Origin of the sequence: Paraburkholderia sp. BL6669N2 (assembly GCF_003387275.1) — a bacterium.
Taxonomy (GTDB): Bacteria; Pseudomonadota; Gammaproteobacteria; order Burkholderiales; family Burkholderiaceae; genus Paraburkholderia.
Genome location: NZ_QUNA01000001.1, coordinates 1,974,257 through 1,998,704, shown reverse-complemented (window position 1 = coordinate 1,998,704; position 24,448 = coordinate 1,974,257). Strand labels below are relative to the sequence as shown.

Sequence of the window (24,448 nt, the reverse complement as noted above, 5' to 3'; positions counted from 1 at the left end):
CCAAGCCCGACTAAGCGTCATACCAGACAAAAACAGCAGTCCCCAAGGAGCCGAACATGGCCGATCTGCGCTGTACGATTGCCGGCATTACTTCGCCGAATCCTTTCTGGCTCGCCTCCGCGCCGCCGACCGACAAAGCCTATAACGTGAACCGCGCTTTCGAAGCGGGCTGGGGCGGCGTGGTGTGGAAGACGCTCGGCCTCGATCCGCATGTGGTGAACGTCAGCTCGCGCTATGGCGCGGTGCAATGGAACGGCCAGCGCATGGCGGGCCTGAACAACATCGAACTGATTACCGACCGTCCGCTCGACGTCAATCTGAAGGAAATCGCGCAAGTCAAACGCGACTGGCCGGACCGCGCGATGATCGTCTCGCTGATGGTGCCGTGCAACGAGCGCGACTGGAAGTGGATTCTGCCGCTCGTCGAAGACACGGGCGCGGACGCGGTCGAACTGAATTTCGGCTGCCCGCACGGCATGAGCGAGCGCGGCATGGGCGCGGCGGTCGGCCAGGTGCCCGAGTATGTCGAGATGGTCACGCGCTGGGTCAAGGAAGGCACCAGGCTGCCGTGCCTCGTCAAGCTCACGCCGAACATCAGCGACGTTCGCACGGGTTCGCGCGCGGCCTATAAGGGCGGCGCGGATGGCGTGTCGCTGATCAACACGATCAACTCGATCGTCGCGGTCGATCTGGACGCGATGTCGCCGTTGCCGATGGTCGATGGCAAGGGCACGCATGGCGGCTACTGCGGCCCGGCCGTGAAGCCGATCGCGTTGAACATGGTCGCGGAAATCGCGCGCGATGTGGAAACGCCGAATCTGCCGATCTCCGGCATCGGCGGGATTTCGACATGGCGCGACGCCGCGGAATTCATGGTGCTCGGCGCGGGTAGCGTGCAGGTCTGCACGGCGGCCATGCACTACGGATTCCGTATCGTTTCCGACCTGACCGACGGCCTCTCCAACTGGATGGACGAAAAAGGCTACGCGACACTCGACGATATTCGCGGCCGGGCCGTCCAGAACGTCACCGACTGGAAGTACCTGAACCTCAAATACGACATCAAGGCGCGCATCGACCAGGACAAGTGCATCCAGTGCGGCCTGTGCCATATCGCCTGCGAAGACACGGCTCACCAGGCGATCATGAAAGAAAAAGATGGCGTCCGGCATTTTGAAGTGATGGACTCCGAATGTGTCGGCTGCAATCTGTGCATGCACGTGTGCCCGGTCGAACAGTGCATCTCGATGGAACGCGTGGACAACGGCGAGTATGCGAACTGGACCACGCATCCGAACAATCCGGCGCGCGTGGACGCAGGGCTGAACGCATCGGCGGACGCGGCTGAAACCGGCGAGCCGGCGCACGCGGCAAATGCCGCCTGAAAAGAGAACGTGGTTGAAGCGAACTGAAACAAACGCAGCGCTAGTACTGAACCTGTCATTCCCCAAAAGGCTCGACGCGCCGACAGAAGCCGCGGGTCTCAACGATCGAGTGGAGAGCTCTAGATGAAGCAGACAGCGCAACCCGCCGACCCGCAGTTCGCGGCCGGCGTGCAGGGCAGCAGTCTTTACAACGACGATCTTGCGCCGACGGGCGTCGCGCAGCGTACGTGGAAGTGGTATCACTTCGCCGCGCTGTGGGTGGGCATGGTGATGAACATCGCGTCGTACATGCTAGCCGCCGGCTTGACGGAAGAGGGCATGTCGCCGTGGCAAGCGGTGGCAACCGTGCTGCTCGGCAACCTGATCGTGCTGGTGCCGATGCTCCTGATCGGCCACGCGGGCGCGAAGCACGGCATTCCGTACGCGGTGCTGGTGCGCTCCTCGTTCGGCACGCAGGGCGCCAAGCTGCCGGCAATGCTGCGCGCCATTGTCGCGTGCGGGTGGTACGGGATACAGACGTGGCTCGGCGGCAGCGCGATTTATACGCTGCTCAACATTCTCACCGGCAACGCACTGCACGGCGCGGCCTTGCCGTTTCTCGACATCTCACTCGCGCAGCTCGCGTGCTTCCTGGTGTTCTGGGCGCTGCAGATCTACTTCATCGTGCACGGCACGGATTCGATCCGCTGGCTCGAAAGCTGGTCCGCGCCGATCAAGATCGTGATGTGCATTGCACTGGTGTGGTGGGCGACATCGAAAGCGGGCGGTCTCGGCTCGATGCTGTCGGCACCGTCGCAATTCGTGCCCGGCGGCAAGAAAGAAGGCCTGTTCTGGGCCACGTTCTGGCCCGGCCTCACGGCCATGGTCGGCTTCTGGGCCACACTCGCGCTCAATATCCCCGACTTCACGCGCTTTGCCAGAACGCAGCGCGATCAGATTATCGGCCAGTCGGTCGGCTTGCCGGTGCCGATGGCCTTGCTCTCGGTGATCTCGGTGGTTGTTACGTCGGCGACGGTGGTGATCTACGGCAAGGCGATCTGGGATCCGATCGATCTGACGAGCCGTATGACCGGCATCGGCGTGGGCGTCGCGCTGATCATCCTGACGCTCGACACCATGTGCTGCAATCTCGCGGCAAATCTCGTCGGTCCCGCTTATGATTTTTCGAGCCTGTGGCCCAAGGGCATTTCGTATCGCGTGGGCGGCATGATTACCGCGACCATCGCGATCGTGATGATGCCGTGGAAGATTCTCGCCACCACGCAGGGTTATATCTTTACGTGGCTCGTCGGCTATTCGGCGTTGCTCGGTCCCGTAGCGGGCATTCTGATGGTCGACTATTTCCTGATCCGCGGCACGCGGCTCGACACGCGTGAACTGTTCGACGAACACGGCGAATACAGCTACACCGGCGGCTGGAATATCGGCGCGGTGGTCGCGCTCGTGATCGGCGTGCTGCCGAACCTGCCGGGCTTCTTGCATACCGCGTTTCCGGCCTCGTTCCCGAACGTGCCGGCGATCTTCAATACGCTCTATACGTACGCGTGGTTTGTCGGACTCGCGTTGGCGTCGATCGTATATAGCGCATGGATGAAGCTGAGCAAAGGACCGAGTGCGCGCGTGGCGAGCGCATAAAGCCGGCCCGCGAGCGCCGGCGAATGACGTAGCACCGAAACCAGCAGTTCATAAGGAGGCGGCAACATGACGACCCTGATTCGCGGCGGCACGATTATCGACGCGGAGAACACGTATCGTGCGGACGTGTTGTGTGCGGACCCGCAGGACGGCGGCACGATCCTGCAGATCGGAGCGGACCTGGAGGCGCCCGCCGGCGCCGCGATCGTCGATGCGGGCGGTCAATACGTGATGCCCGGCGGCATCGATCCACACACGCACATGGAATTGCCGTTCATGGGCACCACGGCGAGCGACGACTTCTACACGGGCACGGCGGCGGGTTTATCGGGCGGCACCACGAGCATCATCGACTTCGTGATCCCGAGCCCCAAGCAGCCGCTCATGGACGCGTTCAAGGAGTGGCGCGGCTGGGCCGAGAAGGCGTCGGCGGACTACGGCTTTCACGTCGCGGTGACATGGTGGGACGATTCGGTCTATCGCGACATGGGCACGCTGGTGCATGAACACGGCGTGTCGAGCTTCAAGCACTTCATGGCTTACAAAAACGCCATCATGGCCGACGACGAAGTGCTGGTGAACAGCTTCTCGCGCTCGCTCGAACTCGGTGCGCTGCCGACCGTGCATGCGGAAAACGGCGAACTGGTGTTTCAATTGCAGCGTCAGTTGCTGGCGAAAGGATTTACTGGTCCGGAGGCGCATCCGCTGTCGCGGCCGCCCGAGGTGGAGGGCGAGGCCGCCAATCGCGCGATCCGGATCGCGCAGGTGCTGGGCGTGCCGGTGTATATCGTGCACGTGTCCTCGAAAGACGCGGTCGATGCGATCGCCCGCGCCCGCAGCGAAGGTCTGCGCGTGTTCGGCGAGGTATTGCCGGGCCATCTGGTGATCGACGAAGCGGTGTATCGCGATCCCGACTGGACCCGCGCGGCGGCCCACGTGATGAGCCCGCCGTTCCGCTCGGCCGAGCATCGCGAGGCATTGTGGCGCGGTTTGCAAGCCGGCCAGCTGCACACCACGGCAACCGATCACTGCGTATTCTGCGCGTCGCAGAAAGCCATGGGCCGCGACGACTTTACGAAGATCCCGAACGGCTGCGGCGGTGTGGAAGACCGCATGGCGGTGCTCTGGCATCACGGCGTGAACTCGGGGCGTCTCACGCCGAACGAGTTCGTGCGCATTACGTCGACCAATGCCGCGCAGATCTTCAACCTGTATCCGCGTAAGGGCGCGGTGCGGGTCGGTGCGGATGCCGACCTCGTGGTGTGGGACCCGAACGCGAGCAAAACGATTTCGGTGAAGACGCATCATCAGAAGGTCGACTTCAACGTGTTCGAAGGCATGACGGTGCAAGGCGTGGCGATGCACACGCTCACTCGCGGCGCGCTCGCCTGGACCGACGGCGAGTTGCGTGCGGAGCGCGGCGCCGGCCGCTATCTGAAACGTCCGCCGAACGGCGCCTACTTCGACGCGATCCGCGTCGCCAACAAGCGCAAGGAACCGCATCCGGTGGAGCGGTAAGCTATTCGCAATCCAACGGGCGGCGCCGCATTCAAACGCGGCGCCGCTCTTTTTTATGCCGCGCGTTCGCCGCGGCAGCACCGCTCTCGCGTTTTCCCCGATGGCGCGCAACACAGGTTCCGTGTTGCGATGCAACCCGCGTCTGTCCTATCTGCTGTAGAGTTGGAATCCGCGTCATACCAGAGGCCTTGGCTGTTCGCTTAGCACGCAAGCGCATATCGATCGAAAACCTGATCCTTTGTAAAAACGCAGGCCGTTTGCTACAGTCCGCCCACTCTGCAAGGCGCACGCGCCGGCGGGGACTGTCCAACACAAGACTCAGCCACCCACGTGGCACATTTGACGGAGCCGCCTGATGAAATCGATTCGTTCCATTCTGCTGATCGCGTTGTTCCAGGCCGTGGCCGTGACTTCCGCATTCGCCGCCGATGAACTCGCGCAGATCAAATCCGCCGGCGTGTTCAAGATCGGCACCGAAGGCACCTATGCGCCGTTCACGTACCACGACGAATCGGGCAAGCTGACCGGTTTCGACGTCGAGATCGGCACGGAGATCGCGAAGCGTCTCGGCGTCAAGCCGCAATTCGTCGAAGGCAAATGGGACGGTCTGATTGCCGGCCTCGATGTGAACCGTTACGACGCGGTGATCAACGAAGTGGCCGTGACCGATGCGCGCAAGGCCAAATACGATTTCTCCGACCCGTACATCACGTCGCACGCGGCGCTGATCGTGGCGTCGAACAACACCACGATCAAGAACTTCGACGACCTGAAGGGCAAGAAGTCGGCCAATACGCTGACCAGCAACTTCGGCAAGATCGCGGCCGCGCACGGCGCGGAAGTGATCCCCGTGCAGGGCTTCAATGAGTCGATCGATCTGCTGACCTCGGGCCGTGTCGATGCCACCGTCAACGACTCGCTGTCGTTCCTCGACTTTAAGAAGCACAAGCCGGATGCGAAAGTGAAGATCGCCGCGCTCGATACCTCGCCCGACAGCAGCGACAAGTCCGCAGTGCTGATTCGCAAAGGCAGCCCGGAATTGCAGGCGGCGATCAACAAGGCGCTCGCCGACATGAAGAAAGACGGCACCTACGCGAAGATCTCGCAGAAGTATTTCGGCAAAGACGTCTCCCAGTAAACGCCTTCCGCGAGTCTGAATCATGCCGGCATGGTTGCATCTGATGGCGCAGTCGCTGTGGCCCCTGCTGTATGCGGGGCTCGTGTTTACCGTGCCGCTCACGCTGATCTCGTTCGCGATCGGGCTCGCGCTGGCGTTTCTCGTCGCGCTGGTGCGGTTGTTCGGGCCCAAGTGGGCGGTGGCGGTCGTGCGCTTCTATGTATGGCTGTTTCGCGGCTCGCCGTTGCTCGTGCAACTGTTCGTGATCTTCTACGGCTTGCCGAACGTGGGCATCGTGCTCGATCCGTTGACCGCGGCGATCATCGGCTTTTCGCTGAATGTCGGCGCGTACAACTCCGAAGTGATACGCGGCGTGATCGAGTCGATTCCGAAGGGGCAGTGGGAAGCGGCGTATTCGATGGGGATGACCCGCGAGCAGGCCTTGCGTCGCGCGATCCTGCCGCAAGCTGCGCGCGTTGCGTTGCCGCCGTTGTCCAATTCGTTTATCGCGCTGGTGAAAGACACTTCGCTCGCCGCGGTGCTGACCGTGCCAGAGGTGTTTCAGGCGGCGCAACGTATCGCATCGGTGACTTATGAGCCGTTGATTCTGTACACGGAAGCGGCGCTGGTTTATCTGGTGTTCAGTTCGGTGTTGTCGTCGGCGCAAGTCAGGCTCGAACGCAAATTCGGGCGTCACGCACTTTTCCAGGCAGGCAACTGATGATCCGGCTGGAAAAAATCGACAAGTATTTCGGCGGCCTGCGGGTGCTCAACTCGGTCGATCTTCAACTCGCCTCGGGTAATGTCACCGCGTTGATCGGTCCATCGGGCAGCGGCAAGAGCACGCTGTTGCGTTGCGTGAATCTGCTCGAGATTCCAGAGTCCGGGGCTCTCGAACTCGGCGACCAGCGGCTGGAATTCAGCCGCGACCAGCGGCCTTCTCGCGAAGCGGTGCTGACGATTCGCCGCCGTACCGGCATGGTGTTCCAGAACTTTCAGCTGTTTCCGCATCTGACGGTGCGGCAGAACGTGATGGAAGGTTTGGTGACCGTGCTGAAGTGGGACAAGGACAAAGCACGCGCTCGCGCGGACGAGTTGCTGGAAAAGGTCGGCATCGCGCAGAAGGCGGACGCATGGCCTTCCACGCTGTCCGGCGGTCAGCAGCAGCGGGTGGCGATTGCGCGGGCGTTGGCGCCGTCGCCGGAAGTGCTGTTGTGCGATGAGCCGACCTCGGCGCTCGATCCTGGCCTCGCCGCGGAAGTGGTGGAGGTGCTCAAGCAACTTGCCGTTGAAGGCATGACCATGCTGATGGCCACGCACGACTTGCGGCTTGCCGCGACGATCGCGCGTGACGTGGTGTTTCTGAATAACGGCGTGGTAGTGGAGGCCGGGCCGTCGCGTGAGATTTTCATGCAGCCGCGCGCGCCGGAAACGGAGCGTTTCGTCTCGACGTTGACGCATAGTTTGCCGGATGAATGGACTGAATCGGGCGGAACCGGACGGCGGTAACGCGGCAGGGCAGGCATGCGGCAGGGCGCAAAGCGGCGCGGCCTGGCTGCGATGCGCCAGCACGGCGCCGCACCGAGACAGCAGCCCAAACAACAGGGGGCGTCGGAACGCCCCCTTCTAACAACACCGCTACGCAGTCGCAGCCATGCTCATCGAACCTTAAACGCCCACGCTTTCCGCGGCATCGTTCATCGCGGCGTCAAAGAAGCTTTCCTGCGCCTGCGCATTGACACGAGCGTAAGCGCGATTCACCCCGCTGATCACCGCGCGAATCGACGCCGTCACCAGATTGGCGTCGATGCCGACGCCGAACGCGCTGCCGGTCACATCGGCGCCGGCCATTTCGGCCACCGCTACCGCGCGGGCATCCGCGCCTTGCGTCAACGCGCGTTCTTCATAGTGCTGAATCCGCACCGGCACGCCGATCGCGTGCATCAACGCGTCGAGCGGACCATTGCCTTCGCCGGTCAGCACGCGCCGCGTGCCGTGGATATCGACCGTCAGTTTGATGCGCTCGCGCCCATCGCGCTCGGCGAGGCTGTGGCCCACGTAATGAATCGGCGCGGTGTTCTGCACATATTCCTGCTGGAACAATTCCCAGATCTGCGCGGACGTGACTTCCTGGCCGCTGTCGTCGGTGAAGCGCTGCACGGCCGAGCTGAAGTCCACTTGCAAGCGGCGCGGCAACACGACGCCGTAGCCCTGTTCGAGCAGATACGCGATGCCGCCCTTGCCGGACTGACTGTTCACGCGAATCACCGAATCGTACGTGCGGCCGAGATCGGCCGGATCGATCGGCATGTAGGGCACTTCCCAGGCCGCGTCCGGCTTCTGCACCGCGAAACCCTTCTTGATCGCGTCCTGATGCGAGCCCGAGAAGGCCGTGAACACCAGATCGCCGACATACGGATGACGCGGATGGATCGGCAACTGCGTGCATTCTTCCGCGGTACGCGCGACTTCGTTGATGTTCGAGAAGTCGAGGCCCGGATCGACGCCCTGCGTGTACAGGTTCAATGCGAGCGTGACGAGGTCCACGTTGCCGGTGCGCTCGCCGTTGCCGAACAAGCAGCCTTCGATACGATCCGCGCCGGCCATCACGGCGAGTTCAGCGGCGGCCACGGCGGTGCCGCGATCGTTATGCGGATGCACGGAGATGATCAGCGACTCGCGGCGCGCGAGATTGCGGTGCATCCACTCGATCTGGTCCGCGTAGATGTTCGGCGTGGACATTTCGACGGTGGCCGGCAAGTTGACGATGGCCTTGTGTTCCGGCGTCGGTTGCCAGACATCGAACACGGCGTCGCAGACTTCCTTGGCGAATTCGATTTCCGTGCCGCTGAACACTTCCGGGCTGTACTGGAACGTGAACTGCGTTTCCGGCATGGTGGCGGCGATGCGCTTCATCGTGCGCGCAGCGTTTTGCGCCAGTTCCTTCACGCCGCTCTTTTCCAGATTGAAGACGATCTTGCGGAATTCCGGCGCGGTCGCGTTGTACAGGTGGACGATGGCGCGCGGCACGCCACGCAAGGATTCGAAGGTGCGCTCGATCAGGTCGTCGCGCGCTTGCGTCAAGACTTCGATGGTGACGTCGTCGGGGATATGGCCGCCTTCGATCAGCTCACGCACGAAATTGAAGTCGGTCTGCGAAGCAGACGGAAACGCGACTTCGATTTCCTTGAAGCCGATCTGCACCAGCGTCTTGAACATGCGCATCTTGCGCTGCGCGTCCATCGGCTCGAACAGCGACTGATTGCCGTCGCGCAGGTCGGTGCTCATCCAGATCGGCGGGTGCGTGATGGTGCGCGACGGCCACTGGCGATCCGTCAAGGTGACGGGCTTGAACGAGCGATACTTGGTAGCGGGGTTCTTCAACATTTTCATCATCCGTGGGTGAGACCAGGTAGCTGGGAGTCGACCGGACGACGAAAAGACATGACGAGGCGCCGGTCGAAAACCGGGGCTGGGTCAGTTACTGGGGAATTTTGCGGTGCTTCGGGTGTTTCAGATGGAAGCGCGCAGCAGCAGACCTAGCCCGGTAGAGGGGGCTAGTAGTAGCGATAGGATGGTCTGGGCGCGGTACATAGTGCGCAATAGGACCATATTATCGGGACGGCGTCAAGCGCCGTTCCCTTGTGGCTCGAGAGTGGCGGAGGTTAATGCGCCGGTTTCACGAAGCGCAAGGTCATGCGATCCGATTCGCCGATCGCCGCATATTTCGCCCGGTCGACGTCGCCGCCTTCGAAGGTCGGCGGCAGCGACCAGACGCCGTTCGGGTAGTTTTTCGTGTCGCGCGGGTTGGCGTTCACTTCGCTCGTTCCGGCCAGTTCGAAGCCGGCCGCGCGCGCGTGTTCGATCACGTAGTCTTCCGTCACATAGCCGGTGTCGATGGTCTGTTGCAGCGAGGTGCCCGGCGCCGCGCGATGTTCCTCGACACCGAGCACACCGCCCGGCTTGAGCGCCGCGTAGAACGCGCGCAGGTTGGCGTCGATCTGGCCGTCCTTGATCCAGTTATGAATGTTGCGGAAGGTCAGGACCTCGTCGACGCTGGCATCGGCCGGAAAGCCGCTGAACTGGCCGGCGTGCAGCGTGCCGACCACGACATGGCCGTACACGGCTGGCGTGGCCGCCAGCTTGCGCGCGAACGCGGCCCGATTGGCCTGTGTTTCCGCCGATGGCGCACTCTGCGGCCCGTCGTACTGCGCCTCGTAGAGCTTGCCGTGCTCGCGCAGATACGGCGCGAGGATATCCGTGTACCAGCCGCCGCCCGGCTCGATCTCCAGCACGCTTTGCGACGGCGCGAGTTCGAAGAATTGCAGCGTTTCCTTCGGATGGCGGTAGATGTCGCGGGCGCGAGCCTTGTCGCCGCGTTGCGGTCCGGAAATCGCGGCATCGAGCAGCGCCGGACTGGACGATGCGGAAGTTGACGCGGAATTCGAGGCAGAAGTCGAGGCCGACGGGCCGGCGCAGGCCGCCAGCAGCAGCGTTGCGGTGAGCGTCGCAAGCGCGGCGCGCAGCGTGCGAGCCTGAAGATTGGGTTGTGGGTTCATGACGTCCATTATCGGGCGCGACCGCGCGGGAACAAAATCGGTAATGGGCGTAAGGATAGGCGTTCGCCGGGTTTCGCGTGGCGCTCGCCGCAACCGGAATAAAAGACCGTGCCCGCCGGTTTCCCTGTTGACCGCGGCGCGTCCTGAAGGTCGCCGAATCCGAAGCGCGGCGTGGCGCGTATAACTGGTGTGGTCAGCGTTGGCCGTCCCGTGCAGGCCTGTTGTATGCCGGGGCGCGACTTGATCCCCTTCATTTCATTTTGCCGGAGGCAGGTATGAAACGAACATCGACGATGTCGCAGTTAGGGCGGGTTTTACTGTGCGCGGCCGCGTGCGCGATCGCCGCACAGGCGGGCGCGCAGGGTTTGAGTCCGCAGGACGACATGAACGCGCCGCAGAACAGCACGCGTTTGATGCCGAACGCGGCGCGAGGCAGCGAATATCCGACGCACGGCAACCAGCAGGCAGGGGAAATGAACCTGAATCCGACCGACCCGCGCGCGCAACTGGTCAACGGCCTGCCGAATCACACCAATTCCGGCGGTTACGGTTCGCCGCTCGCCGGCGTGCGCACCTACGTGCAACCGGCAATGCCCTCGAATTGAGCGGCCCCGCGGACGACAGTCGTGCCGCATCACGCGTCGGATAGCAGCGCATCCTCGCACGGACTGTTTTGTTCAATTGAGCTTTTTTCGGGCGATGGGCCGCGTGTGGCCTGAATACGGGTACGGGTCGGAGTCCGAACACGTTTGGCAGCGTACCGCTCTGCGCGATCACCGCGACGCCGATGGCCACTAGGATCACCAGTCGCAGCGCGGTGCCATCGCGCGGATCAGCGTGCCTCGCCGGCGCCCGACGCCGCTGCCGTTGAAGCAGGCCGTAAGCTACAATTGCCGACGGCTTGAAAAACGGAACATCAATGAAGATTCGGATTCTCTCTCTCGTCTGCGTCACGACCGCCGCTGCGCTGCTGGCGGGCTGCACGGCCGTCTACAAGAACACGGACGCATGCGAACAGTTGATGCGAAGCAAGCTGGCGGAAACGTCGCCCGATCCGCTCAAGATCACCCATGCCGCCGCCGGTATCCACGGCTCGCGCGTGGTGGTCGAAGGATCGATCGAACGGGCAGCGCTCCCGGCGTCCGCGCCCGGGGCAGCGAGTGCGCCGCTCGCCGCTTTGACTGTGGCTGTAGGTGCGGCAGGCGCATCGGGCGCATCAGATGCGTCGGCAACCGGAGGGTTCTGGTTCAAATCCGCCAAGACGCGGAAGACCGTCACGCCGGCGGCCGCGGAGTGCACGTTCAACGGCCCGACGCTGAGCGCATTCAACTGGCTCGCGCCGGCCAGTCTGGCGACGCCGGCCGCCAGCGCCACCGAGTAGCACAGCGCGCGCCGCCGAAACTCAAGCCGTCGCCTCGTCTCGCTTGCGTTGCTTCGCCCGCACCCGTTCCAGCACGCATTCACCGAACGCCTGCGGACGTCCTTCAAAGTACCGTTCCACCGCCCGCATATCGATCAGGCGCTGCCGCAGGGCCGTGCGCTCGTCGTGGGCGTCGATCATTCGCACGGCGGCGGCGACGTAATCCTCGACGCTCTCCGCGGTGGTCCACGACGGCATGCCCACGCGCTCGAACAGCGCGCCGTCGATCCGCTCGAACACCTCCGGCCCGCGCTTGCAGATGCCGGGCAAACCCAGCGTGAGCGCGTCGACGATACCGTTGGTATTGCCGAACGGGAACGGGCTGAGAAACAGGTCCGAGCGATTGACGCGCGCCAGATAGCCCGCGTATTCATGAAAGCTGTGCACGACGGCGTGCGGCAGCGTCTGGCGGATCACGTCGCGCATGCGCTCGAGCGGCAAACCGAACGGCACGCCGCTCATGAAGTGAAATTGGACCGGCGTCGCCGCGCGTTCGCCGATTTCACGGCACGCTTCGAGAAAGCCGGGATTGAGCTTCATTGCGCTTGCCGTGATGACGATCTCCAACGTCTCGCGTGACGGCGGAATCTCGGCGACGATTTCCGGCAGCGCCACCGACGGCCGGTACGGTTGGCCGTCTTTCGGCAGCTTCATCAGACGCTCGCTGAAACAGGCGGGGTCGCCGACGTAGTCTTCCTCCACGCTGACGTAATCGATCTTGTCGGAGTGCGTGGTGGCCGGGTGCCCGAGGCCGGCGACCTGCAACGGCGCAATGCGCAGGTTCGACATGAACACCGTGAGCGCGAACATGCCGACGCTCGGCATATAGAGCACGTCGGGCTGTTCCGCCTCGGCAAAATCGCGAATCGTTTTCAGACATTCGCCGATATATTCCGGCTCTTCCAGTTCGATGAAACGGTCGAACACCGCGCGGCCAATCTCGTCCACCGCATAGCCGAAGCCGAAAGCCACCACTTCGAAATGTTCGCGCGCGGCTTCGAGCGTAAGCGAGTGCGTGCGGTAGATCGAATGCGCGCCGCTGAACCACTCGAGCACGACCACCATGAGCGGTTTCTTGCCACGTTGCCGGCGGCTTTTCGCGCGCGCCAGTTGTGCCGCGGGAATGTCGGCCAGTCCTAATTGGTCCAGCTTGCGGCGCACCAGCGCGTTGATGTCCCGCTTGATCTCGTGCCGCCGCGGCGTGTCCGCGTAGCTGCAGAACATATAGGCGTTATGCAGCACGGCGGTTGGCAGGTCGTCGAGGTCGTCGATCTGCTGCAGTTTGCCGGGCAGCCATTCCATTAGCGCTTCGCGTTTGATATGCGCGTTCGCCGAACCCTTGAAGACCGGCGCCAGCAGAGCGAGTGCAAGACAGGCGGCAAGCGATTTGTCATAGGCCCACAGCGCGGCGAAGTCGAGTTCCAGTTCGGACTCGGTCGAATAGAGCACGCAGAGTTTTTCGATGAAGCGGTCGCCGGGCAGAAACTGGGCATTATCCGGACCACGCGGATTCAGGTGACGGCTTACGTGGTCCGCGTTGCCGAACGGTGTGCAGGCGAACACCAATCCGACCCATTCGTGCAATGTCAGAAGCAATCTGAAGCATTCGGTGGGCAACTGGAATGCCGGGTCCGCAAACAGGGTCGACGCCGCGCTCGCGAGACGTGTGCAGAAGCGCTTGTGCTGTTCGGCGGGCGGCAGACCGGCCATGCCCGAGGCGCGAAAGCTGCCGTCCAGTTCGCCGTGCTTCTGCTGCAGGAGCGCCAGCGCGGCGATGAACTGGATCGCGGCTTTCAGATGCTGCCGGGTGTAGACGAGCTGCTCGAAATGATCGAGCGAAAAAGTGGGTTCTTCCATCTGCCGAGACGTCCAGAATTTGCATGACTAACTAATCGGAACCAGGTTAGCCGGAGCATGGAATTATCTCAGCCGATGGATCCCAAAACGGTTCGCCCGATGAGTTTGCGAAATTTCAGCGTCGAAAGAAGCCATCGGTTCAGAACGCGTAGTACGGCCCCGGGCCCGCCGATGTCTCGCGCGAGGCGATGGCGGTATAGACACGTCGTCCGAAGAAGAACGGCAAGCCCCAGCCGAAGCCGCTGCTGGCCACGCCGGCCAGATTGTTGAAGGCATTGTTCGACGACGCGAACAGCGCCCTCGAATTGGCGACCGCGAACGACACCGTGTTCGACGCGCCATCCGTACCGGTGATCGCGGCGTTCGCGGCTTGAGTCGAAGCCGGGCAGTACCAGAAGCCGCACTGCGGGAACTGGCTCGTGCGATAAAACAGCCCATTCGAGCCGCTGTCGACATAGCTCTGCGAATAAGTCTGCCCGCCGCTCGTGGTGACGACGTAGCCCGTCACCGGATTCGCCTTGAGGACGCTGGCGCCGTTCAGCGCGTTGTTGGCCTGGGTGCCGATGCCGAAGATCATCGAACCCGATACGCTGGCCGCGCCGGCGTCGGCGATGGCCGGCAGGTCGATGACCAGGCCGTTGTTGTCGAGCGCAAAGCGGCTGACCGGATTGGTGACCTGCTGCGCGAGGGCTTGCGTGCTGGCGAGACAGGCGCCGCCGGCATCGCAACTGTAGTACCAGCGCGGCAGCGCGGCGCTGACGCAGCCGCTGCCGCAGTCGGCCGCGAACAGGCCCACGCCGAGAATACCGTTCGAGCGCAGGCCGGCCACCGTCTGCATGGCGCGGCCGGATCCCGCGCAGTCGGCGGGCACGTCGGGGAGCGCCGGATCGGCGATGGTCTGGATCGGAATCGAGGCCGCCAACTGGCCGGCCATGCGGACGTCCGCGCTGCGCACCGCGCCCCAGGTGTAGCCGCCGCCGAACACCGCGCATTCGCCCGCAATCCCGCTGCCCGACGCGATTGCCGCGAGCGGCAGGTCGGCCGGCAATGCGGACGCGAGAATCCTGAGTCCGTGCGAACCGGTGTCGACCTGGACATTGTCGACCGTCACGCAATTGCTGGTGCCGGGCTGGCAGACAGTAACGCTGGTGGTCAGCATGTTGCGCGTCAGACCGGGCGAGGCGGAGACGGCGATCGGCTGGACGTTCGGCGTGTTCGACTGCGGCACGGAGCTGCCTGGGCTCGCGCCCGAGGCGGCGGGCGGCGCGGCGGCTACCGGCGCGCTGGCGGCGCCCGGGCTGTTGCCCGGTGCGGCCGGGCCGGTCGGGGACGTGGCGGCCGGGGTGCCGCCGCCACCGCCGCCGCCGCATCCCGCGAGGGCGGCGCAGATCAGCAGCGGGGCATAAGAGGACAGGTCGGATTTCATGGCGTGGCGCGTGTTCGTCGAGGTGGAGTGCTGATGCCGTGTGCGTGGTCGGGGGCGCATCACTGGAAATCGTCGGCTGTCAGGCCGGGCGGCAGCGCCGTCGGCAGCCATGCGCGACCGGCGTAACCGCGCATCGGGCCGCCGGATTCCACGATCACGTCCGGCCGCGCCACGCGCGAGACGTGCAGATTGCCGTCCGCTGCCGCCGCGGCAGCGCCGGCGCGATACGAGTCCGCGTACTTGCCGAGCAGCGCGCGCAAGTCCGGCATGGTTGGGCCTTGCCACGCATAGCCGATGATCTGGCCGGTGTTCGCCGCGTACTCGGTGATAGTCGTGTTGCCGGCGTCGGTAAATGTGCGCACGCGCAGCGCCCCGTTCAACATGGCGCGCGGCGCGCTGGCGCTCGCATCCGCCCTCGACGGCATGGCGCCGCCCAGTTCGGCGCACGCGCCGCGGCTCGCGATCAAGGCGGCGAAGGCGATCGCCGAGGCTGCGAAAGCCGGCGTAAGAGTAGGCAATGGCATGGCGGTCGGTCCCGTGGCTGAAGCACCCAAAGGCTTCTGGTGATGTCCATTTCAAGATATCACTCGGGTTTTTGAACCGTTACTGGAAGCGGCATTCAGCTAATTTAGATATATCGAAATTGAACGCGACAGGACCTCGGAAAGTGCTGTCGAATCAATGATCTGACGATGACGTAGGGTGTATCTGACAGTGCGTTGGGAAATGTGGGCAATTGTTAAATTTGCCGTGCGCGAGGCCGTCTCAGGCGCGAAAACGACATCCTTGCGCCTTACGGAAAGGTCGACAGAGTTTGGACGCTTCGGAGTCCTTCTCGCGGGTCGATTCCGCGTCGTTTGCGCGCGCCTCGAGCTGCTCAATTCGCGGGCAAACCCGGGTTTTTGCACATGACTCGCCGGGATCGGTAAAATGTTGGGTTGATCCACGGAAACTTGCCGTGGCGTAGCGGAAGGATTCCCCGAACATGACTGATCTTCGTCTTACCAAGCGGTTTGCAGTAATGCTGATGGCAGGCGGTCTGGTCGCCGGCTGCGGCACGTCGTCGCCGACCAAAGTCGACTACAAGAGCGACTCGAAATCGAAGCAGGTATCACTTGCCGTACCGCCGAACATGATCGATGAGACGGCCGATCAGCGTTCGTTGCCCCCGCAGGGCGGCGAAACCTCGTTGTCCACGCTCAAGCAGGTTCAGGCGCAAGCGCCGTCGGCCAATTCCGTGGTGGTGGCGCCGGCGGTCAGCGGCATGCATATCCAGCGCGACGGCACCGAAAGCTGGCTCGTCATCGACAACAAGGCGCCTGAGCAGGCATGGCCGCAGATTCGCCGCTTCTGGCAGGAGCAGGGCTTCCTGCTGGTGGTCGACCAGCGCGACAAGGGCGTGATGGAAACCGACTGGAACGAAACGCACGCGCAGATCAACGACGGCCTGATCCGTGGCACGCTGTCCAAAGCCATGGGCAACAGCTACGTGACCTCGGAGCGCAACAAGTACCGCACGCGTCTGGAAGCGGCGCCGAACGGCGGCACCTACGTGTTCGTCAGCCAGAAGGGCATGCGCGAGGCGCTGACCGGCACGAACAACGATTCGAGCACGTGGGTGGCGAAGCCGAACGATCCGGGCCTCGAACAGGAATATCTGAAGCGGCTGATGGCGGCGCTGGCGCTGGCCGATTCGCGCTCGAAACCGGCTGACGCGCAAAACGCCGACCTGTCGGCCGGCGCGCAAACGGCGCCGAACGCGGCCACGGCGGGCGCCAAGTCGGCGGCTGCGGCCACGGCGGCGCAAAACGTTTCGCTGTCCGCCCAGCAACCGTCGCCGAATGCGGACGCGAACGGCAACGAAGCGCAGCTTTCGTCGACGGAACTCACGCTCGGCGAGCCGTACGACCGCGCCTGGTTGCGGGTGGGCCTCGCGCTCGATCGCAGCAACTTTACCGTCGACGACCGCGACCTGACTCGCGGCCTGTACTTCGTGCGCTACGTCGATCCGAAGGACATGACGTCGGCCGAACAGGGCTTCTGGAGCCAGGTTTTCCACGGCAAGAAGGAAAAAGTTGCCAAGCAGTATCTGGTGAACGTGCGCGCCGTGACGCCTAACCAGACGCGTGTCGCCGTGGTCGACGATAAGGGCACGGTTGACCAGAGCCCGCAGGCCCAGCAGATCATGAGTCTGATGGCCGACCAGTTGCACTGAGCAAGGCCGCCGCAGGCGGCAACGCTATCTGAAACCCGTCCGGGAAAGATCCCGGGCGGGTTTTTTTATGCCCCGAGAGTGCGGCAAGACCCGGCCAACAATCGATCTCAAACGCCTATGCACGTCTTTTGCTTGGTCCGCTCAACACCGGTCCAAACCGGCCGTTTAACGGGAGATGGCCATGTTCGACGTGATTCCTTACTGGATGTGGGCGGCGAGCTTGCTCGTTCTGGCGCTGGTATGCGTCGCAGCCTTGAACCCGCGTGAATCGCGGCGGCCAACCGGCCTGCAGCTTCGGCATGGCGCAGCTCAGCGCACGAAGTGGCCAACGCTTTGACTCGACCCGCCGCTGCGGCCGCCTCGTGCGACTGCACGTAACGTGACGTTACCCCGGTGACGTAACTATCCAGGCCTTCCTGAGCGCCTCTCTCCGCAACCGTCCTCGGCAGAAAACTCAAGAAAAATCAAGCGCTTGTCGTTGGTTTCGAACGATTTAACATAACTGGCACACAAGCTGCTTTTATACACTCATGGGGCCGGATTGCATGACCCGGTGTGAGTTGGCGACGAGTCTCGATCGACGATCTGAAGCTATTCCGGACCATTCCAGCATCGGCCGACGAACCGATGCTTCGCCCGATGACGGCCTGCGCTGCGCGCGGCCTCGGTGGCCCCGTCGCCTATCCTCGTAGGGCGACGGTTTCGCCCGCACTCCGACATGGAGTGCGGGCTATTTTTTGTGCGCTCGGGATTCGGCGCGGCCGGCGTGGCGGCGCGAGAGATGAGAGTTATGAGAGTCGGCGACGCCGTGAAAGCGTCGCGCGAAAAAAGCCGATTTCAGGTGTCGGCGCGGCGCGTGCCGATCCACGGCAGACGCTTGACCACGCCGGTGGCGAGCGCGGTGCCGACCAGAATTACGCCGCAGCCTTCAATCATGCCCGGCGAGACGCTTTCGCCGAGAAACAGCGCGCCCCACAGAATGCCGAAGATCGGAATGACGAAGGTCACCGTAATCGCGCGCGCCGGTCCGGCCACCGCGATCAGATGGAAGAACAGCATATACGCGACGCCGGTACAGGCGACGCCGAGCGCGATCACCGCGCCCCATGCGTGCAGCGAGATCGGCGCCGCCGGCCAGTAGATCACGGCGAGCGGCAGAAGCACGATGGTGGCGCCGGTCATCGTGCCGGTGGCGACGGTCAGAGCGTCGACGCCGGTCAGATGGCGCTTGGTGTAGTTGGCGGCGATGCCGTAAAGCAACGTGGCGCCGAGCGCTGCGCCGGCCGCGAGCGCGGTGGTGAGCGGCGTGGCCGGCGTGCCGTCGGGTGCGGCGATCTGATCCCACACCAGCATCAGCACGCCGAGAAAGCCGATCACCAGCCCCAGCGTGCGCAGCGCGCTCAATCTGTCGCGCAGCCACAGAAAGCCGACCAGCGCGCCCCACAGCGGCGTGCTCGCATTGATCACGGACGTGACGCCGGCCGACAGCGTCAACTCGGCATAGGCGAACAGGCAGAAGGGCGCCGCCGAATTCAGAATGCCGACCACTAGCAGCGGAAAGGCGCGCGTGCGCAGGATCGTCGCGGACTGGCGCAGCGGACGTCGCGCGATCAGCACGATCGCGAGAAAGGCCGCGCCGATGCCGACGCGCAGTGCCATCAACGGCGCGACGCCGAAGTCGGTGACGCCAACCCGGATAAACAGGAACGAGGCGCCCCACAGGGCGGCGAGGATCAGCAACTGGAGCAGGTTTTTAGCATTCATCGAGGTGGCGCCGCGCGCGGTTGAGTCGAGACACCTGTGCATCGTAGCAGTGCAGTCGGGCGAAACGTTTCAGGCTGCAATGAAACGGCAAGTTCCGGGAGACGGAGGCGTTTGATAATCGTCGATCGTAAGCGCAGCGGCGGTCCGTGCATAACGAGCAATTCTCACGCTGATGTGAGAAATATTGCGATCGGGACGGTGAAGTGGGGCTGAAATGACAAGGTGGAGGAAAAGGCCTGCGCACGCAACGTGAATTATTTTGCGGCAGCGCGGCAGCGCGGCAGCGGCGGAGCGCCGACGACCTCGCTCCAGCCTGTTCCGGCTAAAGCGGCGCACGCCGGCGTCTACACGGCCGCTGCCCGCCACTCGGAGCGCATCGCGCGTATCGAGCCAACGGGTTGTGCAGGCGTAATAGCCCGCACAACCCGACCCGCCTCAATGCGGAATCATCCACTGCAGGACATTCTGCTGCAGCCACACCAGCACGCCGAGCAGTACCGTCAACAGAATCGAGTGTTTGAAGGTTTTGGCGAAGACCACGCCTTCCTTGCCTTTGAGTTCGGTGGTCGCCACCCCGGTCGAAATGTTCTGCGGCGAAATCATCTTGCCCATCACGCCGCCGGACGAGTTCGTAGCCGCCATCAGAATCGGGTTGAGATTCAGCTGATTGGCCGCGACCACCTGCAGGTTGCCGAACAGCGCGTTGCCCGACGTGTCGCTGCCGGACAGGAACACCGCGACCCAGCCGAGGAATGCCGACACCAGCGGAAAGAACGGTCCGACCGACGACGCGCCGAGGCCGAGCGTGTACGTGAGCCCCGAGTAGTTCATCAGATACGCGAGCCCGACGATGGTCGCCACCGTGAGGATGGCGATGCGCGTCTGCACCCACGTGTCGGCGATCGCCGCGCCGAATTCGCGCGGGCTCAGTTTGACCACGGCCGCCGTAATGAGCGCGGCGACCAGAATCGCCGTGCCGGTGGCGAGCGGCTGGAAGTCCCAGACCGCGCTGTACGGCGTGTTGTACAGCGTGATGAAGACGGCCTTGTCGAGTCCCGGCCATGGCACCTTGACGTCGCCGATCAGGAAGATCTTCGCCACGGTCCAGATGATCACCACCACCGAGACGATGATCCACGGATACCAGCCCTGGCCGCCGCCGATCTTGCCCCGCACTTCGCCCACGCGGTCGATGTTGACCGCGAACTTCGGATCCGCCGCGGGCTTCCAGACGCGCAGGAAGGCGATCGTGACGATAAGCGAGACCATCGACGACAACACGTCGGTCAAGCTGTAGTTCACATAGTTCGACGCGACGAACTGCGTCAGCGCGAAGCTCGCGCCCGACACCAGCAGCACGGGCCACACCCGCAGCATGTTGCGAAAGCCGGCATAGACGCCGATCACATAGAAGGGCAGCAGGAATGCGAAGAACGGCAACTGGCGGCCGACCATCTTGGCGAGCGTATCGGCCGGCAAATGCGTGACCGCGCCGAGCACGGTGATCGGCACCCCGAGTGCGCCGAACGCGACTGGCGCGGTATTGAAGATCAGCGTGAAGGTGAGCGCTTCGAGCGTGGGGAAGCCGAGCAGAATCAGCAGCGAACTGGTGATGGCGACCGGCGTGCCGAAGCCCGAAATTCCTTCGAGTAGCGCGCCGAACGAAAACCCGATCACGACCAGCACCACGCGCCGGTCGTTCGGCAGGTTGTCGATCATCCACATGCGAAAGGCCGCGAAGCGGCCCGAGCGTTGTGAGATGTTGTAAAGCAGGATCGCCGCGAACACGATCCACATGACCGGCCAGCAGGCGAACACCGCGCCCGCGACCACCGAATCGACCGCGAGTCCCACGGGAAACTGCCAGACCAGAATCGCCACGATCAGGCCGACGATCAACCCCGCGAGCGACGCCTGCCAAGCCGGCCGCCGGGCCCAGCCAAGCAGGAGCAGCACGACGATGATCGGCAGCGCCGCGACGAGGAACGATGGCAATAGCGAATTGCCGACAGGAGTGAGTAGTTGGTGAAACATCACGTCTCCTTCATTGTTGTTAGGACTCGACGCGGCACCACGCACTCCGGAGCGCGTCGCTATGGCATGACGGATGGGCGTCGCCGACTCGCGGGCGCGGCCGGGATCGCTTTTTTAAACGGCTACTGCATGTGGCTTACCAAGCATAGAACCCAGCCCGGCCGCGTCAAGAAGGGAAACTACGGGCGCAGCTGATGCGTGCTGGGAGCGCGGCTTGCGGGACTGGTCGACGCGGGACATGGCGCGCGACGTTGTGCGGGCGCTGCACGGCGGGAATCCGCCGCGCGGGCGCGTTGGTATGAGCGATGCGGTTAAATCGTGCGGGCGGGTGTTAGTGCCAATGACCGTGACCGCCCCATCCGCCACCACCGTGACCGCCCCAGTAACCACCAAAGCCGACGCCGATCGACACCGACGGCCCATACCAGCCCGGATAGCCGTAGTAAGCCGGGTAGACCGGCGGCGGATAGTAGACGGGAGCGGGGGCGACATACACAGGCGGGGCGGCGACCGCATATGTCGGCGGCGGGCCTGGTTGACCTGTCTGCGCTTGTTGCTGCTGCTGATCTGCCGAATAGGCGTCTTGCCCGACCGGGACTGCCTGTTGCGTTCCCGCTGCGGGGACCGTCGCGTAATACGGCGAATAGCCCGCCGGGTAGTAACCGTACGGGTAATAGCATCCGGACAGCGTCATTAAACAGACCGCGCCACCGAGCGCGATGCCTGTTTGCGAAAGGCGTGGAAAAGACGGGGAAAAGCGCAGCGGCCACCGCCGGCCGATCGCGCACGCCGTGTTGATGAGGCGGGACTTCATGACGCGCTCCTGGTTGAATCGGACGCCGCCATCAGGGGCGTGACGTCATGAGCTTACGCCGCCTGGGCACCAACAGGATTGCAAAACCGTAACGGCTTATTTCACCTCGTTGCAGCGCGTCGAATGGAACGGTTGACTGCGTATTCGCGCCGGCTGTTGAGACGCGGAGCCGCTTGCATGTCAGCGTGGGCGAAGCATTGTTCGGCCCACGCTCGCATGACATCCCGACGCATGTCGTACGCATGACTCTCCGTTACTTACCAACCTCATGCCCGATCACGCCGCCTGCCGCCGCGCCGCCGAGCGTCGACAGCGCATTGCCGCCGATCGCTGCGCCCGCCGCGCCACCCAGACCCGCGCCAATGGCGGTGTCGCGCCCCTGACGGCTCATGCCGTCGCACGCGGAAAGGCTCACCAGGACGGCCGCGACGGCCGCAAACATACCGATTTGACGTATCGATTTCATGATGTTGACTCCAGTGGTTACGGTCGGCAGTAGACACCGCCCATGCGTTTGATGGTATCGCCGCATCCTGTATCCGGATGTGTGCGCTTGTCAGCAAAATGACGGTTTCGTAATCAAGTGTTTCCCTCCGTCTAGCACGCGGCGTGCCCGGGCGCCGCAAACGCAAAAGCCCGCCAGTGGCGGGCTTCGTTGCTGCAATACAAAGTTTGGCGGGTCGGGTGGCGTAATCACGACGCCCGCTCCGCGAATCCAACCTTACTGCCGCTGATAGATCTCAGCGCCTTTCTTCATGAACTCGATCGACTTCACTTCCATGCCTTTCTTCAGCGCTTCGTCGTCGGTGACGCCTTGTTGGGCGGCGAACTCGCGTACGTCCTGCGTGATCTTCATCGAGCAGAAGTGCGGGCCGCACATCGAGCAAAAATGCGCGACTTTCGCCGAATCCTTCGGCAGTGTTTCGTCGTGGAATTCGCGCGCCTTGTCCGGATCGAGACCGAGGTTGAACTGGTCTTCCCAGCGGAACTCGAAGCGCGCCTTGGAGAGCGCGTTGTCACGCACCTGCGCGCCCGGATGGCCCTTCGCCAGATCGGCGGCGTGCGCGGCGAGCTTGTAGGTGATGATGCCGGTCTTGACGTCGTCCTTGTTCGGCAGCCCGAGGTGTTCCTTCGGCGTGACGTAGCAGAGCATCGCCGTGCCGAACCAGCCGATCATCGCGGCGCCGATGCCCGATGTGATGTGGTCGTAGCCCGGCGCAATGTCGGTCGTCAACGGTCCCAGCGTGTAGAACGGCGCTTCGTCACACCATTCGAGTTGCAGGTCCATGTTCTCCTTGATGAGCTGCATCGGCACGTGGCCGGGGCCTTCGATCATGGTCTGCACGTCGTGCTTCCACGCGATCTGCGTGAGTTCGCCGAGCGTCTTCAGTTCGCCGAGCTGCGCTTCGTCGTTGGCATCGTAGATCGAGCCGGGACGCAGGCCGTCGCCGAGCGAGAAGGCCACGTCATACGCCTTCATGATTTCGCAGATGTCTTCGAAATGCTCGTACAGGAAGCTTTCCTTGTGATGCGCGAGACACCACTTCGCCATGATCGAACCGCCGCGCGAGACGATGCCGGTCATGCGCTTGGCGGTGAGCGGCACGTATTGCAGACGCACGCCCGCGTGGATCGTGAAGTAGTCGACGCCTTGCTCGGCCTGTTCAATAAGCGTGTCGCGGAAGATTTCCCACGTCAGATCTTCGGCCTTGCCGTTGACCTTTTCGAGCGCCTGATAGATCGGCACCGTGCCGATCGGCACCGGCGAATTGCGGATGATCCACTCGCGCGTTTCGTGGATATGCTTGCCGGTGGAGAGATCCATCACCGTGTCGCCACCCCAGCGGATCGCCCACGTCATCTTGTCGACTTCCTCGCCGATGGAGGACGTCACCGCCGAGTTGCCGATGTTCGCATTCACCTTCACGAGGAAGTTGCGGCCGATGATCATCGGCTCGCTTTCCGGGTGATTGATGTTGTTCGGGATAATCGCGCGGCCGCGCGCCACTTCTTCGCGCACGAATTCCGGCGTGATCGCCGTGAGACCGTTCGGGCCGAACGCGCTGGCGCCGAACGCCTGGCCCGGATGCTGACGGCCCATCATCGCCGCGAGCTTTTCGCCGTTCGGCCCGCTTGTCTTGAGGCTTTCCAGATACTCGGCGCGGCGCTGGTTCTCGCGAATCGCGATGTATTCCATTTCCGGCGTGATGATGCCTTGACGGGCGTAATGCATCTGCGAGACGTTTTTGCCGGCGATTGCGCGGCGCGGCGTGCGATGCAGGCCCTTGAAGCGCAGATCGGCCGTGGCCGTGTCGGCGGCGCGCTCGCGGCTGAAGTCGCTCGACAGACCCGTCAGCGCTTCGGTGTCGCCGCGTTCTTCGATCCAGGCCTGGCGCAGTGCGGGCAGACCTGCGCGGATGTCGATCTTGGCTTCCGGATCGGAGTAAGGGCCCGACGTGTCGTAGACATAGACCGGCGGATTCTTTTCGCCACCGAAGCTGTCGGGCGTGTCGGCCTGCGAGATTTCGCGCATCGGCACGCGGATGTCGGCACGCGAGCCGGTCACGTAGACCTTGCGGGAATTCGGCAGCGGCGCGACAGCGGCTTCGTCGACGTGAGCGTCGGCGGAAAGGAACTTCGGATTGGCGTTCATCTGTATCTCCTGTCGACCAGAGTTGGCGCTTTAGCGCCTTACTCTGGTCCC

Annotated in this window: 20 protein-coding genes; 10 read left to right on the top strand and 10 right to left on the bottom strand. The window is 63.5% G+C overall.

Features of this window, described 5'->3' with window-relative positions:
- Positions 1-56 precede the first annotated feature (56 nt).
- From preA to B0G80_RS09140, 6 genes are all read left to right on the top strand, one after another.
- Positions 57-1,385, top strand: a complete 1,329-nt coding sequence (preA, locus tag B0G80_RS09165) for an NAD-dependent dihydropyrimidine dehydrogenase subunit PreA (protein WP_116117773.1) — start codon at positions 57-59, stop codon at positions 1,383-1,385.
- Between the two features lie 123 nt (positions 1,386-1,508).
- Positions 1,509-3,020: an NCS1 family nucleobase:cation symporter-1 gene (locus tag B0G80_RS09160; RefSeq protein ID WP_106279294.1), complete on the top strand. Its 1,512-nt coding sequence runs from the start codon at positions 1,509-1,511 to the stop codon at positions 3,018-3,020.
- Positions 3,021-3,086: 66 nt separating this feature from the next.
- Positions 3,087-4,538, top strand: a complete 1,452-nt coding sequence (hydA, locus tag B0G80_RS09155; RefSeq protein WP_116117772.1) for a dihydropyrimidinase — start codon at positions 3,087-3,089, stop codon at positions 4,536-4,538.
- A 355-nt stretch (positions 4,539-4,893) separates the two neighbouring features.
- Positions 4,894-5,676, top strand: coding sequence for an amino acid ABC transporter substrate-binding protein (locus B0G80_RS09150; RefSeq protein ID WP_116117771.1), 783 nt, complete (start codon positions 4,894-4,896; stop codon positions 5,674-5,676).
- 22 nt (positions 5,677-5,698) lie between these two features.
- Positions 5,699-6,376, top strand: coding sequence for an amino acid ABC transporter permease (locus tag B0G80_RS09145; protein WP_106279299.1), 678 nt, complete (start codon positions 5,699-5,701; stop codon positions 6,374-6,376).
- A complete protein-coding gene (locus B0G80_RS09140; RefSeq protein ID WP_116117770.1) occupies positions 6,376-7,164 on the top strand; it encodes an amino acid ABC transporter ATP-binding protein in 789 nt (262 codons plus the stop codon). Before B0G80_RS09145 ends, B0G80_RS09140 begins: the two co-directional genes overlap by 1 nt.
- Before the next feature lie 159 nt (positions 7,165-7,323).
- Here B0G80_RS09140 and leuA read toward each other — a convergent pair whose 3' ends face one another.
- On the bottom strand, positions 7,324-9,042 hold the full coding sequence (leuA, locus tag B0G80_RS09135; protein ID WP_116117769.1) for a 2-isopropylmalate synthase: 1,719 nt from the start codon (positions 9,040-9,042) through the stop codon (positions 7,324-7,326).
- Between the two features lie 278 nt (positions 9,043-9,320).
- Positions 9,321-10,223, bottom strand: a complete 903-nt coding sequence (locus B0G80_RS09130) for a class I SAM-dependent methyltransferase (RefSeq protein ID WP_116117768.1) — start codon at positions 10,221-10,223, stop codon at positions 9,321-9,323.
- Between the two features lie 266 nt (positions 10,224-10,489).
- Between B0G80_RS09130 and B0G80_RS09125 the strand changes: the two genes are divergently transcribed.
- Positions 10,490-10,819 carry a hypothetical protein gene (locus tag B0G80_RS09125; protein WP_116117767.1) on the top strand — a complete coding sequence of 110 codons (330 nt, stop codon included), beginning with the start codon at positions 10,490-10,492 and terminating at the stop codon, positions 10,817-10,819.
- Between the two features lie 314 nt (positions 10,820-11,133).
- Positions 11,134-11,595, top strand: coding sequence for a hypothetical protein (locus tag B0G80_RS09120; protein ID WP_116117766.1), 462 nt, complete (start codon positions 11,134-11,136; stop codon positions 11,593-11,595).
- A gap of 21 nt (positions 11,596-11,616) precedes the next feature.
- Here B0G80_RS09120 and B0G80_RS09115 read toward each other — a convergent pair whose 3' ends face one another.
- From B0G80_RS09115 to B0G80_RS09105, 3 genes are all read right to left on the bottom strand, one after another.
- The gene (locus B0G80_RS09115; RefSeq protein ID WP_116117765.1) at positions 11,617-13,491 is read right to left on the bottom strand and encodes a glycosyl transferase family 1; all 1,875 of its coding nucleotides are present in this window, start codon (positions 13,489-13,491) and stop codon (positions 11,617-11,619) included.
- A 139-nt stretch (positions 13,492-13,630) separates the two neighbouring features.
- Positions 13,631-14,917: a DUF3443 domain-containing protein gene (locus B0G80_RS09110; protein ID WP_116117764.1), complete on the bottom strand. Its 1,287-nt coding sequence runs from the start codon at positions 14,915-14,917 to the stop codon at positions 13,631-13,633.
- A gap of 59 nt (positions 14,918-14,976) precedes the next feature.
- On the bottom strand, positions 14,977-15,441 hold the full coding sequence (locus B0G80_RS09105; protein WP_116117763.1) for a DUF2844 domain-containing protein: 465 nt from the start codon (positions 15,439-15,441) through the stop codon (positions 14,977-14,979).
- Between the two features lie 461 nt (positions 15,442-15,902).
- Between B0G80_RS09105 and bamC the strand changes: the two genes are divergently transcribed.
- Both bamC and B0G80_RS45760 read left to right on the top strand, forming a co-directional pair.
- Entirely contained in the window at positions 15,903-17,132 is a 1,230-nt protein-coding gene (gene bamC / locus B0G80_RS09100; RefSeq protein ID WP_116117762.1) for an outer membrane protein assembly factor BamC, read from the top strand.
- Positions 17,133-17,313: 181 nt separating this feature from the next.
- A complete protein-coding gene (locus B0G80_RS45760) occupies positions 17,314-17,469 on the top strand; it encodes a hypothetical protein (protein WP_181919934.1) in 156 nt (51 codons plus the stop codon).
- 500 nt (positions 17,470-17,969) lie between these two features.
- On the opposite strand, the gene B0G80_RS09095 is transcribed toward B0G80_RS45760, so the two are convergent.
- The 5 genes from B0G80_RS09095 to thiC all read right to left on the bottom strand — a co-directional run bounded on the left by B0G80_RS09095 (position 17,970) and on the right by thiC (position 24,397).
- Positions 17,970-18,896: a DMT family transporter gene (locus B0G80_RS09095; protein WP_116119590.1), complete on the bottom strand. Its 927-nt coding sequence runs from the start codon at positions 18,894-18,896 to the stop codon at positions 17,970-17,972.
- A gap of 435 nt (positions 18,897-19,331) precedes the next feature.
- Positions 19,332-20,930, bottom strand: a complete 1,599-nt coding sequence (locus tag B0G80_RS09090; protein WP_106279318.1) for an L-lactate permease — start codon at positions 20,928-20,930, stop codon at positions 19,332-19,334.
- 331 nt (positions 20,931-21,261) lie between these two features.
- Positions 21,262-21,744 carry a hypothetical protein gene (locus tag B0G80_RS09085; protein WP_116117761.1) on the bottom strand — a complete coding sequence of 161 codons (483 nt, stop codon included), beginning with the start codon at positions 21,742-21,744 and terminating at the stop codon, positions 21,262-21,264.
- A gap of 253 nt (positions 21,745-21,997) precedes the next feature.
- Entirely contained in the window at positions 21,998-22,210 is a 213-nt protein-coding gene (locus B0G80_RS09080) for a glycine zipper 2TM domain-containing protein (protein ID WP_116117760.1), read from the bottom strand.
- Positions 22,211-22,465: 255 nt separating this feature from the next.
- On the bottom strand, positions 22,466-24,397 hold the full coding sequence (gene thiC, locus B0G80_RS09075) for a phosphomethylpyrimidine synthase ThiC (protein WP_116117759.1): 1,932 nt from the start codon (positions 24,395-24,397) through the stop codon (positions 22,466-22,468).
- Positions 24,398-24,448: the final 51 nt, after the last annotated feature.

What these genes read in the sequence shown, in the direction of transcription:
- leuA (WP_116117769.1), bottom strand. Translation starts at nt 9,042, where the DNA reads ATGTTGAAGAACCCCGCTACCAAGTATCGCTCGTTCAAGCCCGTCACC.
- B0G80_RS09095 (WP_116119590.1), bottom strand. Translation starts at nt 18,896, where the DNA reads ATGAATGCTAAAAACCTGCTCCAGTTGCTGATCCTCGCCGCCCTGTGG.
- B0G80_RS09105 (WP_116117763.1), bottom strand. Translation starts at nt 15,441, where the DNA reads ATGCCATTGCCTACTCTTACGCCGGCTTTCGCAGCCTCGGCGATCGCC.
- B0G80_RS09110 (WP_116117764.1), bottom strand. Translation starts at nt 14,917, where the DNA reads ATGAAATCCGACCTGTCCTCTTATGCCCCGCTGCTGATCTGCGCCGCC.
- B0G80_RS09160 (WP_106279294.1), top strand. Translation starts at nt 1,509, where the DNA reads ATGAAGCAGACAGCGCAACCCGCCGACCCGCAGTTCGCGGCCGGCGTG.
- thiC (WP_116117759.1), bottom strand. Translation starts at nt 24,397, where the DNA reads ATGAACGCCAATCCGAAGTTCCTTTCCGCCGACGCTCACGTCGACGAA.
- B0G80_RS09115 (WP_116117765.1), bottom strand. Translation starts at nt 13,491, where the DNA reads ATGGAAGAACCCACTTTTTCGCTCGATCATTTCGAGCAGCTCGTCTAC.
- B0G80_RS09140 (WP_116117770.1), top strand. Translation starts at nt 6,376, where the DNA reads ATGATCCGGCTGGAAAAAATCGACAAGTATTTCGGCGGCCTGCGGGTG.
- preA (WP_116117773.1), top strand. Translation starts at nt 57, where the DNA reads ATGGCCGATCTGCGCTGTACGATTGCCGGCATTACTTCGCCGAATCCT.
- B0G80_RS09120 (WP_116117766.1), top strand. Translation starts at nt 11,134, where the DNA reads ATGAAGATTCGGATTCTCTCTCTCGTCTGCGTCACGACCGCCGCTGCG.
- B0G80_RS09145 (WP_106279299.1), top strand. Translation starts at nt 5,699, where the DNA reads ATGCCGGCATGGTTGCATCTGATGGCGCAGTCGCTGTGGCCCCTGCTG.
- B0G80_RS09090 (WP_106279318.1), bottom strand. Translation starts at nt 20,930, where the DNA reads ATGTTTCACCAACTACTCACTCCTGTCGGCAATTCGCTATTGCCATCG.
- hydA (WP_116117772.1), top strand. Translation starts at nt 3,087, where the DNA reads ATGACGACCCTGATTCGCGGCGGCACGATTATCGACGCGGAGAACACG.
- B0G80_RS09130 (WP_116117768.1), bottom strand. Translation starts at nt 10,223, where the DNA reads ATGGACGTCATGAACCCACAACCCAATCTTCAGGCTCGCACGCTGCGC.
- B0G80_RS09080 (WP_116117760.1), bottom strand. Translation starts at nt 22,210, where the DNA reads ATGAAATCGATACGTCAAATCGGTATGTTTGCGGCCGTCGCGGCCGTC.
- B0G80_RS09150 (WP_116117771.1), top strand. Translation starts at nt 4,894, where the DNA reads ATGAAATCGATTCGTTCCATTCTGCTGATCGCGTTGTTCCAGGCCGTG.
- B0G80_RS45760 (WP_181919934.1), top strand. Translation starts at nt 17,314, where the DNA reads ATGTTCGACGTGATTCCTTACTGGATGTGGGCGGCGAGCTTGCTCGTT.
- B0G80_RS09125 (WP_116117767.1), top strand. Translation starts at nt 10,490, where the DNA reads ATGAAACGAACATCGACGATGTCGCAGTTAGGGCGGGTTTTACTGTGC.
- bamC (WP_116117762.1), top strand. Translation starts at nt 15,903, where the DNA reads ATGACTGATCTTCGTCTTACCAAGCGGTTTGCAGTAATGCTGATGGCA.
- B0G80_RS09085 (WP_116117761.1), bottom strand. Translation starts at nt 21,744, where the DNA reads ATGAAGTCCCGCCTCATCAACACGGCGTGCGCGATCGGCCGGCGGTGG.